The organism is Ruegeria sp. EL01, assembly GCF_900313035.1.
Taxonomy (GTDB): Bacteria; Pseudomonadota; Alphaproteobacteria; order Rhodobacterales; family Rhodobacteraceae; genus Ruegeria.
This window is the reverse complement of the sequence record NZ_OMPS01000046.1, coordinates 377,724-396,372: the sequence shown is the minus strand read 5'-3', so window position 1 is coordinate 396,372 and position 18,649 is coordinate 377,724. Positions and strand designations below refer to the sequence as shown.

Here is an 18,649-nt window from a genome sequence, read left to right as displayed (position 1 = left end):
CTGAGTTTGCATCCGGTCGACACCTCACCTATATAAGTCTTGTCCTTCGGGACTATGGACATAAACGCGCTCGTCATAAGCGGATCGGACCCGGGGGCGGTACCCGGCGGCTCCACCATATATCTTCTGGAGATATCCTTCATTTGAGGATTTCGTCAGAACCGGGGGGCCGAAATAGGATCGACGAACGTCTAAAGGGGTTAGCTTTGTCTCGGCTGTCTGCCACCGTTACCGGCGAAAATAGTACAATTGCAAATGACAATCGTGCTCCGGTTGCAGTTGCTGCGTAAGCAGTAGCAAGACCGAAACTTAAGCCCTTGCGCCTAGCCGCGTAAGGCGGGGTTCGCAGGTACCTGGCAACAGAAACCTGCATTTCCCCCTATTTGTCTGCGTTTCTGGCTTTCCCTATGCATATTTAGGGTTTGTTCATTCCTTTTTGCCAACGTCTGACCGGACAGACAGGAGAGCAGGGATGGCAAATTCAGACATACTCAAAACATGGTATTCCGAGGTTTGGGAAAATGGAAACACTGACGCTATCGATCAGTTCTTCGCGCCCGAAACTATGGCCGAGGGGTTGATTCCGGAAATGCAGGTTGGTGCAGATGATTTCCGCGATCTGGTCATGGCGTTCCGGCACGTCTTGGGTGAAATCAAGGTTAACTTGCCCAAGATCATCGAGAATGGCGATTGGGTTTCGGCCATTCTGCATGTCAAAACATTTCGTGCGGACAATGGCGCACCGCTTGAGGTGACCGGTCAGGTCATGGCGCGATTTAAAGACAACAAGATGGTTGAGGCCTATAACCAATTCGATTTTGTGTCCTTGTTTGAACAACTTGGTCAGTTTCCGCAGGACACATTGCCGGTTTGCATGACCGGGCAAAGGCTCGACTGGGCCTGATCAGACGCAAACCAATCTTGACCCCCAAGGCGCTTGCACGTTAGCAAGTGCCATGGGGTAAGATTGCGAACGCCCCGTGAGGCGACAGCCCAAGTTTCGCATGTATCCGACAGTATAAGGAAACATGCCATGGCATCGCCAAATTCAATTGCCCCCCGACAGCTGCTGCGTTTGATCGGCACGCCGCAAGCACCAATGCTGGTCGATATTTGTATCGACGAGGATTTTGAGGCCGATCCGTATCTGATCCCAGGATCCGTCCAGCACCCGGCGAAAGACATACCGGGTTTGATTCAACTGCTCTCGGGACGCCCCTGTGTCATCATCTGCCAAAAAGGCAAAAAACTGAGTCAGGGAATGGTCTCGTGGCTGCGCAGTGAGGGTCAATCAGCTGAATATCTTGAAGGCGGAATGTACGCGTGGCGCGACCTGCCAGAGGCGTTGCGCATCCCTGTTGCCCCCCTGCCCGCACTGGCGACCGGCGGCACAGTCTGGGTGACCCGCCATCGACCAAAGATCGATCGCATTGCGTGCCCTTGGCTGATCCGGCGGTTCATTGATCCCAATGCCCGTTTTCTGTTCGTTGCACCTGCCGAAGTTGAAAGCGTCGCTGAGAAATTTGATGCCATCCCCTTTGATGTCGAAAACACCTTTTGGACCCATCGCGGCGATAGATGCACGTTTGATACATTGCTGGAGGAATTCAACCTTTCCTCTGCTCCTTTGGGCCGGCTCGCGCAGGTGGTAAGAGCTGCGGACACCAACAGACATGATCTGGCACCCGAGGCGGCTGGTTTGCTCGCCGTTTCCGTTGGACTGTCGCGCCAATTCCGTGACGATCATGAAAACCTCGACGCCGGTATGAATCTGTACGATGCGCTGTATCGCTGGGCGCGCGATGGGTTTGATGAAGGTCATGACTGGCCAACAGGTCGCCAGTCATGACACCGACATTGAAAGAACTGATCCATGTGTTTGGTCGCATTGGCCTTTTGTCGTTCGGCGGGCCAGCGGCGCAAATCTCATTGATGCATCAAGAACTTGTCGAACGCCGCCCGTGGCTGGACGAACAATCTTATCTACGGGCCTTGTCGCTGTGCATGTTGTTGCCGGGACCCGAGGCGATGCAACTGGCGACCTATGCCGGGTGGAAAATGCGCGGCGTGACCGGTGGCCTGATTGCGGGTAGTCTTTTTGTCCTGCCCGGCGCCATCGTAATCGCCGTTTTGGTCTCGCTTTATGCGGCATTTGGCGATCTGCCGCTTGTTCAATCGGCATTCCTTGGGATCAAAGCGACTGTCATCGTGATTGTCCAGCAGGCCCTGCGCAACCTGTCGCGCAAGGCGTTGACGGATATTGAACACCGAATGATTGCAGGGCTGGGATTTGTCGCCATCTTTCTGCTGAACCTCCCCTTTCCGTTTATTATTCTGGCGGCTGCAGTTTGGGGGTATGTGTCGTTCAAGGGAACAGTTCCGCTGACCGACACACAGGCAGCCCCAAGCCTGGCGCGCCCCGTGCGGACGGCCGCCATTTGGCTGGTTTTATGGCTGGGTCCCTTGTTTTTGCTCAGCTTCACCGGGCAACAGCTGCTCAGTGACTTAGGCTGGTTCTTTGCCCGGCTGGCCGTAGTGACCTTTGGCGGGGCCTATGCCGTTCTGGCCTACATGACGCAAACGGTGGTCGATCAGTATCACTGGATCAGCACAAACCAGATGATCGACGCGCTTGGGCTGGCGGAAACCACGCCTGGCCCTCTCATTCTGGTCACCCAATTCGTGGCAATGCTGACCGGCCAAATGAACGGAGGCCTCTCGCTGGCGCTTGCAGCAGGTGCCGTGGCACTCTGGGCGACGTTTGTTCCTTGTTTCCTTTGGATATTTCTGGCGGCCCCTTATCTCGACCGCCTTGCCGCCCGCCCCCGATTGTCTGCCGCACTGCATGGAATCACCGCGGCGGTTGTTGGAGTGATTCTCAATCTTTCCTTGTGGTTTGCCTTGAACGTTCTTTTCGGATCCGTACCGCAAAAGTCATGGGGCCCGGTGGCACTTCCTGTTCCGGATGTCAGCAGTTTGGATTTTACGGCGTTGGCCTTGACACTTGTCGCCGGAGTATTGATTTTCCGCATGAAATTCGGGATGGCGACTGTGTTGGCGTTGATGGCCGTTGCTGGATTGGCTGCATATTTTATCTGATCAATCCGGTCATACCTGCCCTTTCGTTTCCGAACAAAACCCCTATGCTGAGATCAACCACTTTCGAGGATGACACATGTCGCAAGACATCGACTATGGAAACCTGATGCACACCGCCATGCGCGGTTTGATAAAAACCGTGCTGACCGGGGTTTCCGAGACCGGTTTGCCCGGATCCCATCATTTCTTCATCACCTTTGACACGCGTGAAGATGGCGTGGATATCGCGGAATGGTTGCGCGAACGATATCCAGAAGAGATGACAATCGTTGTACAACACTGGTTCGATAACCTTGACGTCGGAGATGACGGCTTTGCGATCACTCTGAACTTCGGTGACAAGCCAGAACCTCTCTACATCCCGTATGAGGCGATTAAGACCTTCGTGGACCCGTCAGTCGAATTCGGCCTTAGGTTTGAAAGCCCAGACGATGAGATGGACGAAGATCCCGTAGTTGAGGAAATGATCGAGGTTGAAGACGAGGAAGAGCATCACGACGCAGACGTGGTGTCGCTGGACAGCTTCCGAAAGTAAGACCGACTAAAACCCCGCGAAACGCGGGGTTTATTGCTTCATCAGGAATGTTTCGACAGATCGGGACTTTTCGCCGTTGATAAAGCGCGAGAAAGCCAGGTTCAGACCGCCATCCGCCAAGGTGCGATCGAACTGTTGCAGTTCATAACCGCCATCCTCGTCGATAAACAATGAAAACACGGTCAGTGTTTGCCCTTCAATCCGACCCCACACAAATGGCTCGCCCTTTATCGGATCCAGCGGGACTTCATGCCCAAACACATTGCGTTTCATGGCCGCCGAGAAGACATCAGGGCGATCTGATTGCTGAAAATCGACCGAGAACTTTTGTTCTTTCACCCGGCCATCCAATTTATAGGTCGTCGTTTTCCAACTGACATTGAATCCTTTGCTTGTTTCATGGATGGACACGCTCATGTCTCGGGGCGTGGACGTGCCATCAACATCAACCACATCAGCGGATCCGACATAACTGCCGACAAAGGGTGTGATTTCGGCGGCCCTTGCGGCGCTGCCCAGCACAACGATCCAAAGCAGAAAACCAACAGCAGTTGCGGCGACTTTCATAGGCGAAATCCGTTGAGATACGAGCATTTAGTTCTCCAAGTCGGCGGTCCTGACATTGTAGCCAAGCGGGTACGGTTCACAATGGCGCATTCTGAAGCTGGGACAATAAAAATGACGCACCCCCGCGCCTATACCTTTGACGCCCTTATGTTTATGGTGCGCGCAACTGGCCGATTGCGTCGCAGCTTCTCTGGGGCTAAACGGCATACGACTGCATACCAGACGGAGTGACCGATGTCTCAAACCCGCACCGAATCCGACAGCTTTGGCCCGCTGGAGGTTCCCGCCAATAAATACTGGGGCGCGCAAACACAGCGTTCGATCATGAACTTCCCCATCGGCTGGGAAAAGCAGCCGGTGGCCATCGTGCGCGCGCTGGGTGTGATCAAGAAGGCCTGCGCCATGCAGAACAAGGCAACAGGCAAGCTGGACGCAACTATCGCAGATGCGGTTATTGCTGCCGCAGGTGAGGTGATCGAGGGCAAGTTTGACGACAACTTCCCTTTGGTCGTGTGGCAAACCGGGTCCGGCACCCAATCGAACATGAACTCGAACGAAGTGATCGCCAACCGCGCGATTGAGATTCTGGGCGGCGTGATCGGTTCAAAAGACCCGGTTCACCCCAATGATCACTGCAATATGGGCCAGTCGTCGAACGATACCTTCCCAACCGCAATGCATATCGCCACAGCGATGAGCGTGCGCGATGTGCTACTGCCTGGCCTTGAAAAACTGGCTTCAGGGCTGGAACAGAAAGCCGAGCAATTCAAAGACATCATCAAGATCGGCCGCACGCATACGCAAGATGCGACGCCCCTGACACTGGGTCAGGAATTCGGCGGATACGCCCATCAGATTCGTCAGGGCATCGCCCGGGTGCGGGCTGCCATGCCAGGGATCTATGAACTGGCCCAGGGCGGCACCGCGGTGGGCACCGGCCTTAACACGCAAAAAGGTTGGAGCGAGTCCGTCGCGGCCCACATGGCCGACATCACCAGCCTGCCCTTCGTCACTGCACCAAACAAGTTCGAAGCGCTGGCCGCCCATGACGCCATGGTTTTCCTGTCAGGCGCTTTGGCAACGATTGCAGGCAGTTGCTACAAGATCGCCAATGATATCCGGTTTCTGGGCTCGGGCCCACGCTCGGGTCTGGGTGAGCTGGTTTTGCCGGAAAACGAGCCTGGCTCGTCCATCATGCCCGGCAAGGTGAACCCGACACAGGCCGAAGCGCTAACGCAGGTTGCGGCCCATGTGATGGGCAATGACGCCGCAATCAAGTTTGCCGGCAGCCAGGGTCATTTCGAGTTGAATGTCTACAACCCGATGATGTCTTACAACCTGTTGCAGTCAATCCAACTGCTGGGGGACGCCGCCGACAGCTTTACCGAGCGGATGTTGCTGGGCATTCAGGCCAATGAGCCGCGCATCGAAAAGCTCATGAAGGAATCACTGATGCTGGTCACCGCACTGGCCCCGACCATCGGCTACGACAACGCCACCACCGTCGCCAAAACTGCCCATAAAAACGGCACAACCCTCAAGGAAGAGGCCGTCGCGCTGGGTTTTGTAGACGAAGCAACCTTCGATGCGGTTGTGCGTCCCGAACAAATGATTGGCCCGAAAGACTGATGGGTAAGCCGGTCAGCCTGAACCGGTATCGAAAAGAAAAAGTGCGGGCCGAAAAAAAGGCCCGTGCAGACGAAAATGCCGTGAAATTCGGTCGCTCAAAACCTGAGAAAATGATTGTGAAGCTGCAGCAGGACAAAACGCGCCGTGATCTGGACAATCACGAGCTGGATGAATGAGCGGCCGTCCCATCAAACGCTCGCTGACACTCAAGGGCCACCGGACCTCGGTCTCGCTTGAGGATGAATTCTGGCAGGCATTTCGCAATATCGCCAAGCAGAAAAATATTCCAATCAATGTGTTGGCTGCGGAGATTGATGTGGCGCGCGATCCAGAAACCGGTCTGGCGTCGGCCATTCGCGTGTTTGTACTAAACTGGTATAGCGAACGGCGATGACCCCTTGCGTTGTTCCTGATCCTGCGTTTAAGCTGGCAGGAACAAAAAGGGTACATTCATGAGCGAGACCATCTCCGGCCCGGATGGGCAACCCCGCTGCGCATGGTGTCAGTCTGCGCCTGAATTCTTCGAATACCATGACAATGAATGGAGCTACCCGGTGGCTGATGATCAGCGGTTGTTCGAAAAACTGTGCCTTGAAAGCTTTCAGTCCGGCCTCAGCTGGCGCACGATTCTGTCCAAACGCGAAAATTTTCGAAGCGCGTTTTATGACTTTGATTTCAACAAGATGACCACGTTTACTGATGTAGATATCGAGCGCCTATTGCAAGACAAAGGCATCATACGGCATCGCGGTAAGATCGAGGCTGTGATTAACAATGCCCGCCGTGTGCAAGAGTTGATCGAAACTGAAGGATCTTTAGCTGCCTATGTCTGGCAATACGAAGCTGAAACACCGCCAGACCCACAAACCGCATCAACTTCGCCGGAATCTGTGGCGATGTCGAAAGACCTTAAGAAACGTGGCTGGAAGTTTGTCGGCCCCACGACCGTATTTGCCTTCATGCAGGCGATGGGATTGGTCAATGATCACGCCACGGGCTGTGTCATGCGCGAAAAGGCTTCACACTTGCGCCGCGAATTCCTCAAACCGGAATGAAAAAGGCGCCCCGCAAGGCGCCCGGAATCACGCGGACGCGCTAAAGATCTTGTTTATGTTTCCACCCAAGGCCGCGTTGAATTCAGCTTCGGACTGCTGTTTGGACAAACCTTCGGTCAATGCGCGCGAGAACGATGCAATCATCTTCCCGTTCTGTCCCAAAAGATCACAGGCCTGTTCTGTCGAATATCCGCCAGAAAGGGCCACAACGCGCAGCACGCGCGGGTGATCTGCCAGATCATCATACAGGTTCGCCTGGTTGGGGATCGTCAGCTTCAGCATGACATCCTGATCATCATTTAATTGGTCCAGGTTCTTCAGCAGTTCTGCCCTCAGAATGTCTTCGGCTGCTGCCTTGCTTTCGGAATGAATGTTCACCTCGGGCTCAATAATCGGAATCATGCCTGCATTGATCACCTCACGCCCAACATCGAACTGCTGTGAGACGACGGCGGCGATGCCATCGGCATTTGCTTCGTGAATGACAGACCGTTCTTTGGTGCCAAATACGCCATCAGCTTTGGCCAAGGTCTCGGCCAGGCCCGGGATCGGTTTCATCACCTGAACGCCATTGGCCTGCTCTTCCAGACCTTTGTCGATTTTCAGGAACGGAACGATACCTTTCACCGACCAAAGATAGTGAGCCACTTTACGGCCATCGATTTCTTCGCCCAATGTGCGTTCGAACAGGATTGCGCCGATGACTTTTCCCTTGGTGAAATCATCGGCCAGTATGATCCGCGCCCGCATCTTCTGGATTTCACCGAACATCTCTTCGTCCGAGCTATAGTCGGATGCCTCCACCCCATAAAGCGCCAAGGCCTTGGGTGTCGATCCGCCGCTTTGATCCAGTGCTGCGATAAAACCTGCTCCATTGGACATCTGCGCGCGCTGTTCTGCTTTGGACATAATGCTTTCCCGTTCAATATTGATTCCGATTTCCTCACCCGCATACAGCACGGCGATCAACGATGGTAGATTGTTAGCGCTCAACCAGTCGCAACCAAATTCCATCCTTGGATCGAACCGTCAAATGAGCGACCGGAACCGGCGTTTTACCGCTGATTGTTTCGAATTTGAAATGGCGCAGCAGCATCGACAGGATCAATGGTCCTTCGACCATGGCAAATCCCGCCCCCGTGCACACACGGGGGCCGGTTGAAAACGGGATGTAAGCCTCTCGTTGGCAGGTCTTGCCATTCTCGGTGGCCCAGCGAGACGGATCAAAGCCGTCCGGGTTGTCCCACAGCCGCTCTTGCCGGTGCAGATGCCACGGGCTGATGACAATTTGCGATCCCCTTGGCACGTCCCGGTTTCGAAACTGCTCCGGGCATCCGGCCTCACGCACCATCATCGGAACCGGGGGGTAAAGCCGCAGCGCCTCGCGGAACACATCGCGGCTGATCCTGAGCTTGGACATGGTCGCAAATGTGGGATCCTCAAGCGCCTGCGCTTCGGTTGCAACCTTCTCCTGCCAATCGGGATACAGCGCCATCAGGTACAGCGTCCAGGCAAGGGCCGACGCGCTGGTTTCGTGCCCGGCCAAAAAGAAAATTGCCACCTGATCAATCATCTCATGCGTTTCAAAGCACTGACCGGTCATCGGATCAGGTGTGGTCATGATCTTGGTCGCCAGATCATCCGGTGCGAATCCCTCCGCTATGGCAGCAGCCCGATCAGCGGTCAGTCTTCCGATCAGCTTTCGAATATCAGCGGCGTTCCGGCGGGTATTGCGGGAATGGAACCGTGGCATCCAGCGAGGCAGCGGAACAAACGCCGCGAGGTTCAACAGCGGTTGCTCCCTTTGATAGGTGCGGAACTTCTCGAACACCTGTGCGGCGACCTCATGCTCGATCGGGACCGAAAACAAGGTGCGAACGATGACATCAGCGGCCGCATGACTGGTCACTTCCTCGCACTCAACTTCGGTACCGACATATTGACGTAAACGATCCACACAGGCCCGAGATGCCTCGAGCATGGCCGGGAAAGTATCCTTGAGTCGCCCGCCTTCAAAGGCCGGATCGATAATCCGTCGCTGGCGCTTCCACGCCTCGCCATTGGTCAAAAACACGGAGTCGCCCAGCAACGGGCGTAGCCCTTCGCTGATCCGACTGGATTTTGGAAAGTCGTCCGGGCGCTTTTTCAGAACGGTTTCAATCAAATCCGGCTGGTTGATCATGTAAGATCGGAAAAACGGTGTGCGGAATTCAGCCATCCAGGCGCGATACAAGCGTTGGGGTTGGGCCGACAGCAAATCCTGACGGAACAGCCTCAGGTACTGCCACAGCGATACCTTGTCCGGGCGCGGTTGCGGCTTGGGAGGGTTCATGCGTGGACCGAGGTGAATTTGGACACAGCCTTTTCGATACGTGTCTTGGATGGGGCGCTGCCCTGAAACCTGTGCCCGAGGGTCTGGGGACCTGCGGTGATACGGAAATAATCATATTGGCCGGGCTGATCAAAGGCGCAGAGATACTGAAAGTGAAGTCTGAAGAATCGCCAACGCAGTTCTTGCCAACGTTTGGGTGAAAGAGTCTGAGTGAACGCTGCCGACAAGACCAAAGGCCATCGCTTTTCCGGACCTGCCACGCCGCTTACCGCCACCGGGTCGCACAAGGCAAACGCACAGCCATCCCCCGGCGCGGACACATCCACCCAACTTATTCTTTGCTGAGTAGACAGAAATTGAAGATCCGCCCGCAACTGGTCCGCTTTGGGCAGAAACGAGACCATTGGAACCACTTGCCCCAATGTCAAAAAAGACAGCACCGGACCATGTTCTGCCATCCCTTGGGCCCGGATCACGTCGGCGAGAACCGAAACCCCGAGATGCGCGCCCGAACTGTGGCCCACTACCAGAACCTCATCTACATCCGTATCCAACGCCTGCCTGATCAGCTTTCCGAAGCTGTCCAATCGCGCCTGTAGCTCGACCGAGGTTTCGCCCAGTAACTGGGCAGAATAGGCGTAATCATGCATCAGATAATACGCGAACAGTCTGTTGTCGATTTTACGGAACCAGCGCAGCAGCGCGTAAGCAACGACAAGCGCAGGCAATAGTCCCAACCATCCAGTTGATGGCCACAACAAGGCGATTCCCGCTGCGGCCACTGCCATAGCCATCATAAGTTGTACCAACAGCATCCCGACGGGATAGAGCGCCGCAATCACCGGCCCTTTGCGCAGGCGCATCAATCGCTGCAGAGTTCCGGTTGAGATATATGCCCAGGCGGTTCTTGCAAGTTGCAGGTAGGTCGCTGGAATCGAACCTGACATGCTGTCGCGTACGATGTCGGACCAAACCAGAACCTCGACATCCGTTTGAATGTGCGTCCCATCCTGATGCGAGACGACACGCCAACCAAATGGCCCGTCACCGGACTTGGCAGAGACAGCAATATCATATCCAGATACCTTAGCCTGCTCGCTTGCTTCGGTTCGGTACAACTCGCGATAGCGCCGCGGAGGAAACGGGTCGTAACCGGGGATGTAAAACACCCGGCGTCTGCACACCTGACGAGGATTTGTCTGACTGCTCATGGCCTTACCTTCTGCTGCACAGGTTAACCCAGCATTGCGGCCAAGGTAAGATGGTTCAGCAGATCAGCCCAGCAGTGCCAGCCCCGGGAAGGTTTCCAGAAGCCACCAGCTGAACTCGGTAAACAGACCAGTGACCAGCATGATACCCACGAACAGCAACAGCGCGCCCATGACCTTTTCGATCGTGCCCATATAGGGTTTGATTCGGTTCATCACGGTCATCGAGCGGTTCAGGAACATCGCCGCCAGCAGGAACGGAATCCCCAGCCCCGCAGCATAGACGCCAAGCAACAATGTGCCCCGCGCCACGGAAGCCTCGGATGCGGCCAAGGACAGGATCGCGCCCAGTTGCGGGCCAATGCACGGTGTCCAACCGAAGGCAAAGGCAAGCCCCAGAATATACGCGCCAAACACGGATCCGCCGGAATCGCCGGTCTCAACACGGGCTTCCCGGTCTAACAGGGGAATGCGAAAGACGTTCAGAAAATGCAGACCAAAGACAATCACAACCGCGCCTGAAACCTTGGCGAACAACACCTGATTTTGCAGCACAAACGCACCAAAAGCTGACGCCGTGAAACCGAGCAACAGAAAGACAGTGGACAGACCCAGAACAAAGAACAGCGCCGACAAGGTTGCCTTGCGACGTGCGCGTGCTTCGTCCTGCATTTCGTTGATCGTCACACCGCTCATATACGCCAGATACGGCGGCACAATGGGTAGCACGCAAGGCGATAGAAAGCTGATGAGCCCGCCGAGCAGGGCGACAAACATGGCAGGAAGCAGGCCTGCGTCTATGATTTCGATTCCGAACATAGATCAGCACATATGGTATCAATGCGCCGCCGTCACGGGGCCAATCGGTCACATCATCGTGGTTGCACGCTGGACACCATGGCAAAGTGGAAATATTTGATCTCTATGTCAAACCCGACCGAAACGCTGGACGCCCTGGGCCTGCTCTGCCCGCTGCCCGTCCTGAAGGCCCGCAAACGCCTTAAATCCATGCCTGCGGGGGCTGTGTTGCGCGTCTTGGCTGATGACCCCGCCGCTATCATCGATGTCCCGCATTATTGCGCTGAAAGCGGCCATCGTCTGTTGTCTCAGGAAGACTCCGACGGACACCAGGTTTACTTCATTCAGAAATCAGGCTGACCAGACGCCGGGCCTGAAAAAGAAATAGGCGGACCCACTGGCCCGCCTTTTTGCTTGATTACTGGCCCAATGACCACCAGCCTCGCCGTTTAGGCTTAGCGGGTTCACTTGGTTTCTCAGGTTCCGGCGCGGTCGCCGCAAGTACAGGCTCCGCAGGCGTGTCTTCTACGCTTGCTTCACCCGAAACTTCTGCAACTTCCTGAACCTCGACTGGCTCGGGCGTTGCATCAACAACTGCAGGAGCTTCTTCCACCGGCTCAGCCGATGCTTCCGGTTCAGGCGTGGGCTCAGGCGCGACCTCTTGCGCAGTCGTCGCGTCCGCCTCAGTCACCGCGTCAGCCGCAACAGGTTCGGCCTCTTTCTTCTTGCGACGTGGCGCCCGGCGTTTTTTGGGCTTGGCTGGGGCCTCATCTTCAGCCTGCGGCTCTGCAGGTGCTTCAGAGATTGCAGCTTCCGTTGGTTCTGCCGCAGCTTCGCCGTCTTCAGTCGGCGTATCGTCGGTTTCGGAACCCGCTTCCTGCGCGTCAGCCCCTCCACCGTTCTTTTTCCGACGGCGCCGACGACGCTTGCGCTTGGGCTTGGTCTCGTCTTCGGCCTGAACGGCCTCTTCTGGGACCTCGACCTCTTCCTCGTCGGTTGAGTCCACCAGATCCATCAGCGATGCATCCACTGAGACGACAGGTGCTGTTGCCTCGGGTACGATCCGGCTGGCCGTCTTGAACTTCTCCATCGAGAAATCCGGGCTCACCAGATGCAAATCGCCTTCTACGCGCACTGACAAGCCATAGCGCGCTTCGATCTGAGCGATATGTTCCCGCTTCTGGTTCATCAGGAAGTTGGCGATGCTGACCGGGCAGCGCACCAAAACTTCGCGCGAACGACGACGGGTGCCTTCTTCTTCAATCTGACGCAGGATCGACAGCGCCATGTTGTCGTCGGACCGTATCAGACCAGTCCCATGACACGCGGGGCATGGCTGAGTCGTCGCCTCCAACATACCGGGACGCAGACGCTGACGGCTCATCTCCATCAGACCAAAGCCCGAGATGCGGCCCATCTGGATGCGCGCGCGATCGGTCTTTAGCTTGTCCTTCATGCGCTTTTCGACGGCCGAGTTGTTCTTGCGCTCATCCATATCGATAAAGTCGATGACGATCAGACCGGCCAGGTCACGCAGGCGCAATTGGCGCGCCACTTCCTCGGCGGCCTCAAGGTTGGTCTTGAGCGCCGTTTCCTCGATCGAGCCTTCTTTGGTTGCACGACCCGAGTTCACGTCGATGGCCACCAGCGCTTCGGTCACACCAATCACGATATAGCCACCGGATTTCAGCTGGACGGTCGGGTTGAACATGCCCGCCAGATAGCTTTCCACCTGGTAGCGCGCGAATAAGGGCAGCGCGTCCTCATACCGTTTCACGTTCTTGGCGTGGGACGGCATGATCATCTTCATGAAGTCCTTGGCGATGCGGTATCCGCCTTCGCCTTCGACCAGAACTTCGTCGATATCGCGGTTGTACAGATCCCGGATCGACCGCTTGATCAGGTCGCCTTCCTCGTAGATCTTTGCAGGCGCAATGGACTGCAGGGTCAGTTCGCGGATCTGCTCCCACAAGCGCTGCAGATACTCATAGTCGCGCTTGATTTCGGATTTGGTCCGCTTCGCGCCCGCGGTGCGAATGATCAGCCCCGCACCCGTCGGAACATCAATTTCCGAGGCGATTTCCTTGAGCTTCTTGCGGTCCGGTGCGTTGGTGATCTTGCGGCTAATCCCGCCGCCGCGTGCGGTGTTTGGCATCAGCACACAATAGCGACCGGCCAGTGACAGATAGGTGGTCAGCGCTGCGCCTTTGTTGCCGCGCTCTTCCTTGACCACCTGAACCAGCAGCACCTGGCGGACTTTAACGACTTCCTGAATCTTGTATCGACGCGGGCGCGGCTTGCGCGGCGGACGGATATCCTCGCTGTCGTCTTCATCAGCAACGGATTCGATTGAATCGTCCTTGCTGGTCGCGTCCGAGCGGGCATCGCCCTCGTCGCCATCCTCAGCGTCGGCTTTTTTGCCGTCTGTATCCGTTGTCTGCTCTGCTTCTTCCGAAGTGGCGTCTTTCGCATCCGCTTCAGCAGCTTCTGCGCCGTCGTCAACCTCCGCCGCAGGGGCCGCTACGACCTCTTCCGCCGGTGCGTCGTCATCAGACTTTTCAGCTGTCGTTTCATCAACCGGCTCTTCAACAGGTGTATCCGCGACCAACTCAACCGGAGACGTGCCTTCGGGCACATCCATTTCCGTAGTTTCGTCTGTGTTTTCGCCATCTTCCAGATCGATGGTTTCCATGCCGGATGGCTCTGATGACACTTCGATTGACTCGACAGCATCGTCAGATTTCACATCCGCCGCTTTGGTCCGGGATCGCGAACGGCGTCTTTTGGGCTTGGACTCTTCTGCCTCATCCCGGGCCTTCATGGCCTCGGCATAGGCGCGTTCTTCCTCCATCAACGCCTCGCGGTCGGCAACGGGGATCTGATAGTAATCCGGATGGATCTCGGAAAACGCGAGGAACCCGTGGCGATTGCCGCCATAGTCCACAAAGGCCGCCTGCAGCGACGGCTCAACCCTAGTTACTTTTGCGAGATAGATGTTGCCAGCAAGCTGGCGTTTGTTTTCGGATTCAAAGTCAAACTCCTCGACCTTGTTTCCGTCGACCACCACAACGCGAGTTTCCTCTGCGTGGGTGGCATCGATAAGCATTTTCTTAGCCATGTGTCCTTGGTGCACCGCGCCAAACGCGTTGTCCTGACCCGTCCGGGCGGACAGGCGCTTTTGGGGTGGTGTCTTGTCAGGGCGATATCGGACGGCGCGCGGCAGGGTCTGGCGCTCTGGCCCCCTGCCCGTTCTCTCAATCGTTGCGCGCGCGTCATCGCGGTTCTTCTCCGACAGGCGCGATCCAAGCCGCCTCCTGCCCATTTATTCCTTTCGCCCGACGCGTCGGGCTCAGGCACTCCACTGCCCCATGCGGGGCACAATCGGTCTGCTTTGCGGTGAAAGATTGATCATCACCTGCGGCAAAGCAGCGAAACTCGTTGATTCGGGGCTTAAAGACGCAAAAAAGGATCCGGCCCGTCCGGACACATTAAAAGCAGTCCTGTGGAAAACACAATGGGCAAACTGCATCGCCGGCAATCAGTTAAGACCGCCGGCGTTCCAAATGGTGTAGCTGTTAAGGTGGGACTTGCCCGTTAGAGATAGTCCGACCGTTGCAGGCTGTACTTGGCCATCTTTTCGTTCAACGTTCGACGCGGCAGGCACAATTCATCCATCACCGACGCGATCGAGCCCTTGTGGCGGCGCATTGTGTTGTCGATCAGCATCCGCTCAAACGCTTCGACATATTCCTTCAGCGGTTTGCCTTCGGTTGTCATCACCGGCTGCATTTCTTCGTGATCAGACATCAGCAAGGATGCAATCGTACCTGAACCACGCCGCGATTGCAGCACGGCGCGTTCCGCGATGTTGATAAGCTGACGCACATTGCCCGGCCAAGGCGCCTGCAACAGTTGCGCTGCTTCCTGAGCGCTGACCTGAGGGGCATCGCAGCCATATTCCTCGGCAAATTGCTCACTGAGGCGCGTAAACAGCGTCAGAATGTCTTCGCCGCGCTGGCGCAGCGGCGGCATTGTGATGCGCAAAGCGGCCAGTCGGTAGAACAGATCAGGACGCAGAACATCCTCGCTGGTTTTTCCCGCTTCCTGCAGGTTCGAAATCGCGACGATCCGGGTTTCCGCAGGCGTACCCTGATCATTCATAACACTCAGTAGCTTGGCCTGAAGCGTATCGCTCAGCGCCTCGACATCCTCCAGCACCAGAGTACCGCCGCGGGCCTCTTCGATGGCCGGCAGTTGGGCGTCTTCAGGCATCATCGGGCCAAACAGACGCTTCGACAGCGCCTCTTCTTCCAACGCCGCACAAGACACCAGCACGAATTTCTTACCCGCCCGGCTGCCAACCGCATGCAGGGCATGGGCGACCAGAGTTTTCCCGGTTCCAGTCTCTCCGTCGATCAGAACGTGACCATCGGCCTGACCCAGATCCAGAATATCCTCGCGCAAGCGCTCCATAACCGGGCTGGCACCGATCAGTTTGTTCATAATCTGAGTGCCACCGGACAGTTCGCGCCGTAGCGCCCGGTTGTCCAAAGTCAGACGGCGCGCATTGCTGGCACGCTTTGCCAATTCAGACATCCGGTCCGGGTTGAACGGTTTTTCGAGGAAATCAAACGCCCCAACCCGCATCGCCTCGACCGCCATCGGCACATCACCATGACCGGTGATCATGATGACCGGCAGCGTGCTATCGGCACCCATCAGCTTTTTCAGCAGTTGGATGCCATCCATTCCCGGCATCTTGATGTCCGAGATGACGATGCCGGGGTAGTCCGGCCCCAGAACTTTCAGCGCATCTTCTGCACTGCCAAAGGTTTCAGTGTCATAGCCTGACAGCGCCAGCCATTGGCTGATCGACTGCCGCATGTCCTGTTCGTCGTCTACGATGGCGATTTTCATGGCTTGTGCCATATGTCTTCCCCGTTATTCAGCGGCCTCAAGGCCGTCGCTTCCTAGTATCGGCAGTTGCATCTCGAACACCGCGCCACCTGATTGGCCGTTTCGAGCTGTAAGCCGTCCGCCATGGTCGTTCACGATCCCGGACGAGATGGCAAGCCCCAGCCCGACCCCGTCGCCGGGCTGCTTGGTGGTATAGAAGGGTTCGAACAGGTTTTCGATGTTTTCGATCCCGTGACCATTGTCGCGCACCGTCAGCACCGCCATGTCGCCAGCCGCCAGGATGATTTCCAAATCCGGCTCGGGTACTGACTTGGTGGCGTCCAACGCGTTTCGCAAGAGGTTCACCATCACCTGTTCGATCCGCATGCGGTCGCCCATTACAACAACCGCGTCCTCGGGCAGAATCTGGGTGATCTTGACCTCCCGTTGGCGCAGCTGTGGCTCCATCATTGACAGGGACGAGGCCAGCGCCTCCCCAAGGTTTACTGGTGAAAACGCATCTGCACCCTTGCGCGCGTATGATTTTAGCTGGCGCGTGATCGCGCCCATACGTTCGATCAGCCCATCAATGCGACCAAAGCTGGCCAGCGCCTCTTCGGGGCGGTTTCGACGCAACAGAAGTCGCGCACCAGCCAGATAGGTTTTCATTGCAGCCAGCGGTTGATTCAGCTCGTGGCTGACGGCTGCCGACATTTCACCCAACGCCGCCAGTTTCGAGCTTTGCGCCAGGGTCTGTTCGGCCAGATCCAACGTCTTTTCAACCCGTTCCCGCTCAGCAATTTCCCGCTGCAGCCTTGCGTTCAATGCGCGAAGCTCTGCCGACTCACGCTGGAACAGCGCCATCCGCAACGTGGCGCGACGGCTAAGCGCATAGAAGGTCAGCGCCAGAAGAATCGCAAATCCCATGATTTCCAGCGCCAGCACGCTGTTCACCTTTTCCCGGATCGACGCATAGGTGGTGAACGAGGTCATTTGCCAGCCACGGAACGGAATGCGGGTTTTCATCCGCATCACCGCCTCACCCTGAAGGTAAGCATCCGGCGGCAGTGCCGTCCAATCGGTGGTGGCCCGAATGGCCCGCTGAATCGCGCTCTGCGGCGGTTGCCGCAGCATCGCGGCGTTTTCGTCCAGCCCGCGCCATTGTGGTTCGGTCGATAGAATGATGTTACCGGTGCTGTCAGTCACCATCACCGCATCCGATATCCCGGCCCAGGCGCGCTCGAATTTTTGCAAATCAACTTCTACGACGATGACGCCCAGGATTTCTGCTCCGGCCTGAAGTCGGCGCGAATAAACAAAGCTGTATCCACCGGATTCCTTCGGTATCACCGTAAAGATAGTGGCGTTGGACCGGATGGCGTCCACAAAATAAGCCGAATTCCGATGCGCCTCGCCCAGCCGATTTCGGTCGGTGGCGGCAACTGACCGCCCATCCCCGTCCAGCAGCATCAGCGAGGCGGCGCCGATTTCTTCCACAAACGAAATCAGCCGCTGCGTCGACAGCGTATAGTCGCTGGATCGCAGCGCCGAGATCAGCGTTGGATCGCGCGCCAGCAATTGCGGCACGATGGCGTTGCGGCGCAGCTCGCTCAGCAGGTTTCCGGAATACAGCGCCAAGCGCAGCTCGGCCCGGTTTCGCGTGGATTCGGTGAACCGATCCGTCAGCAACCGGTTGGTGATCCAAACCGTTGACACCGTGGCCAGCAAAAGAACGATGATCGCAAAACGCAACCGCCACCCCAGTGGCGCACCCCGGAACGGGTTCTTCAATTTGGACCAGCCAGAGCTAACTTCGGTACTCATCCCCAGAAGTTACGCTTGCATCGACCCGACCTCAAGTCACGCAGGTGCGAGAACACCCGATAATGCGCGGAACAGCGCCGCCCCGCCGGTCCCGCCATGGCCTTCGTCAGCTGCGCGCTCCGGATGGGGCATCATCCCGAGAACACGGCGGTTTTCCGACAAAATGCCTGCTATGTCTCCGGCCGAGCCATTCGGATTCTCGGTATAGGTGAACGCGATCCGATCTTGATCCCTCAGCGAGGACAGTATTGCGTCATCGGCGAAATAGTTTCCATCGTGATGAGCGATCGGAATGCCGATCACGTCGCCGGCATTGTAGCCTTCGGTAAAGGCCGAGTTGCAGGTTTCCACTTTCAGGCCAACTGTCTTGCAGATGTATTTCAGTCCCGCATTGCGCAGCAATGCACCGGGTAGGATCCCGGTTTCGGTCAAAATCTGAAACCCGTTGCAGACCCCAACTGCATAACCACCACGCTCGGTATGATCGACCACGGCCTTGCAAATCGGCGATTGCGCCGCAATTGCGCCGCAGCGCAGGTAATCGCCATACGAGAACCCGCCGGGCACGCCCACGATGTCGATACCATTCGGCAATGTCGCATCCTTGTGCCAGACCATATCGACCTGAAATCCGGCCTGTTCAAAGGCAACGGCAAGATCCCGGTCACAGTTTGAACCGGGGAATACGATGACGGCTGCGCGCATT

Annotated in this window: 18 protein-coding genes and 1 other RNA gene; 10 read left to right on the top strand and 9 right to left on the bottom strand. The window is 56.6% G+C overall.

Annotated features, from left to right (window positions below):
• Nucleotides 1-2 precede the first annotated feature (2 nt).
• From ssrA to D9K61_RS22285, 5 genes are all read left to right on the top strand, one after another.
• Nucleotides 3-374: a transfer-messenger RNA gene (gene ssrA, locus D9K61_RS22305) on the top strand.
• A 98-nt stretch (nucleotides 375-472) separates the two neighbouring features.
• Nucleotides 473-904: an ester cyclase gene (locus D9K61_RS22300; protein WP_120635385.1), complete on the top strand. Its 432-nt coding sequence runs from the start codon at nucleotides 473-475 to the stop codon at nucleotides 902-904.
• Nucleotides 905-1,033: 129 nt separating this feature from the next.
• A complete protein-coding gene (locus tag D9K61_RS22295; RefSeq protein WP_120635384.1) occupies nucleotides 1,034-1,849 on the top strand; it encodes a sulfurtransferase/chromate resistance protein in 816 nt (271 codons plus the stop codon).
• Entirely contained in the window at nucleotides 1,846-3,099 is a 1,254-nt protein-coding gene (gene chrA, locus D9K61_RS22290) for a chromate efflux transporter (RefSeq protein ID WP_120635383.1), read from the top strand. The genes D9K61_RS22295 and chrA overlap by 4 nt, the downstream gene beginning before the upstream one ends.
• A 76-nt stretch (nucleotides 3,100-3,175) precedes the next feature.
• Nucleotides 3,176-3,634, top strand: a complete 459-nt coding sequence (locus D9K61_RS22285; RefSeq protein ID WP_120635382.1) for an SspB family protein — start codon at nucleotides 3,176-3,178, stop codon at nucleotides 3,632-3,634.
• 30 nt (nucleotides 3,635-3,664) lie between these two features.
• Here D9K61_RS22285 and D9K61_RS22280 read toward each other — a convergent pair whose 3' ends face one another.
• On the bottom strand, nucleotides 3,665-4,201 hold the full coding sequence (locus tag D9K61_RS22280) for a hypothetical protein (protein ID WP_120635381.1): 537 nt from the start codon (nucleotides 4,199-4,201) through the stop codon (nucleotides 3,665-3,667).
• Nucleotides 4,202-4,435: 234 nt separating this feature from the next.
• Here D9K61_RS22280 and fumC point away from each other — a divergent pair, with 234 nt between their 5' ends.
• The 4 genes from fumC to D9K61_RS22260 are packed head-to-tail and all read left to right on the top strand — an operon-like array spanning nucleotide 4,436 to nucleotide 6,885.
• Nucleotides 4,436-5,830 carry a class II fumarate hydratase gene (gene fumC / locus D9K61_RS22275; RefSeq protein WP_120635380.1) on the top strand — a complete coding sequence of 465 codons (1,395 nt, stop codon included), beginning with the start codon at nucleotides 4,436-4,438 and terminating at the stop codon, nucleotides 5,828-5,830.
• The gene (locus D9K61_RS22270; RefSeq protein ID WP_120635379.1) at nucleotides 5,830-6,006 is read left to right on the top strand and encodes a DUF4169 family protein; all 177 of its coding nucleotides are present in this window, start codon (nucleotides 5,830-5,832) and stop codon (nucleotides 6,004-6,006) included. The genes fumC and D9K61_RS22270 overlap by 1 nt, the downstream gene beginning before the upstream one ends.
• Nucleotides 6,003-6,224: a ribbon-helix-helix domain-containing protein gene (locus D9K61_RS22265; protein WP_120635378.1), complete on the top strand. Its 222-nt coding sequence runs from the start codon at nucleotides 6,003-6,005 to the stop codon at nucleotides 6,222-6,224. The genes D9K61_RS22270 and D9K61_RS22265 overlap by 4 nt, the downstream gene beginning before the upstream one ends.
• Before the next feature lie 58 nt (nucleotides 6,225-6,282).
• Nucleotides 6,283-6,885, top strand: a complete 603-nt coding sequence (locus tag D9K61_RS22260) for a DNA-3-methyladenine glycosylase I (protein ID WP_120635377.1) — start codon at nucleotides 6,283-6,285, stop codon at nucleotides 6,883-6,885.
• Nucleotides 6,886-6,912: 27 nt separating this feature from the next.
• Here D9K61_RS22260 and D9K61_RS22255 read toward each other — a convergent pair whose 3' ends face one another.
• The 4 genes from D9K61_RS22255 to D9K61_RS22240 all read right to left on the bottom strand — a co-directional run bounded on the left by D9K61_RS22255 (nucleotide 6,913) and on the right by D9K61_RS22240 (nucleotide 11,244).
• Complete coding sequence (locus tag D9K61_RS22255) at nucleotides 6,913-7,794, bottom strand: fructose bisphosphate aldolase (RefSeq protein WP_120635662.1); 882 nt, start codon at nucleotides 7,792-7,794, stop codon at nucleotides 6,913-6,915.
• Nucleotides 7,795-7,867: 73 nt separating this feature from the next.
• Nucleotides 7,868-9,217 (bottom strand): cytochrome P450, encoded by a 1,350-nt coding sequence (locus D9K61_RS22250; protein WP_120635376.1) that lies wholly within the window; start codon nucleotides 9,215-9,217, stop codon nucleotides 7,868-7,870.
• Nucleotides 9,214-10,428: a hypothetical protein gene (locus D9K61_RS22245; RefSeq protein WP_120635375.1), complete on the bottom strand. Its 1,215-nt coding sequence runs from the start codon at nucleotides 10,426-10,428 to the stop codon at nucleotides 9,214-9,216. Before D9K61_RS22245 ends, D9K61_RS22250 begins: the two co-directional genes overlap by 4 nt.
• A gap of 63 nt (nucleotides 10,429-10,491) precedes the next feature.
• Complete coding sequence (locus D9K61_RS22240) at nucleotides 10,492-11,244, bottom strand: cytochrome c biogenesis CcdA family protein (RefSeq protein ID WP_120635374.1); 753 nt, start codon at nucleotides 11,242-11,244, stop codon at nucleotides 10,492-10,494.
• A 105-nt stretch (nucleotides 11,245-11,349) separates the two neighbouring features.
• On the opposite strand from D9K61_RS22240, the gene D9K61_RS22235 reads away from it, so the two are divergent.
• Entirely contained in the window at nucleotides 11,350-11,583 is a 234-nt protein-coding gene (locus D9K61_RS22235) for a sulfurtransferase TusA family protein (RefSeq protein WP_120635661.1), read from the top strand.
• A gap of 58 nt (nucleotides 11,584-11,641) precedes the next feature.
• Here the strand turns inward: D9K61_RS22235 and D9K61_RS22230 are convergent, their stop codons facing one another.
• From D9K61_RS22230 to purQ, 4 genes are all read right to left on the bottom strand, one after another.
• Complete coding sequence (locus D9K61_RS22230) at nucleotides 11,642-14,341, bottom strand: ribonuclease E/G (RefSeq protein ID WP_120635660.1); 2,700 nt, start codon at nucleotides 14,339-14,341, stop codon at nucleotides 11,642-11,644.
• A 476-nt stretch (nucleotides 14,342-14,817) separates the two neighbouring features.
• A complete protein-coding gene (locus D9K61_RS22220; RefSeq protein ID WP_120635372.1) occupies nucleotides 14,818-16,152 on the bottom strand; it encodes a sigma-54 dependent transcriptional regulator in 1,335 nt (444 codons plus the stop codon).
• Between the two features lie 12 nt (nucleotides 16,153-16,164).
• Nucleotides 16,165-17,943 (bottom strand): ATP-binding protein, encoded by a 1,779-nt coding sequence (locus D9K61_RS22215; protein WP_120635371.1) that lies wholly within the window; start codon nucleotides 17,941-17,943, stop codon nucleotides 16,165-16,167.
• 36 nt (nucleotides 17,944-17,979) lie between these two features.
• On the bottom strand, nucleotides 17,980-18,648 hold the full coding sequence (gene purQ, locus D9K61_RS22210; protein WP_120635370.1) for a phosphoribosylformylglycinamidine synthase subunit PurQ: 669 nt from the start codon (nucleotides 18,646-18,648) through the stop codon (nucleotides 17,980-17,982).
• Nucleotide 18,649: the final 1 nt, after the last annotated feature.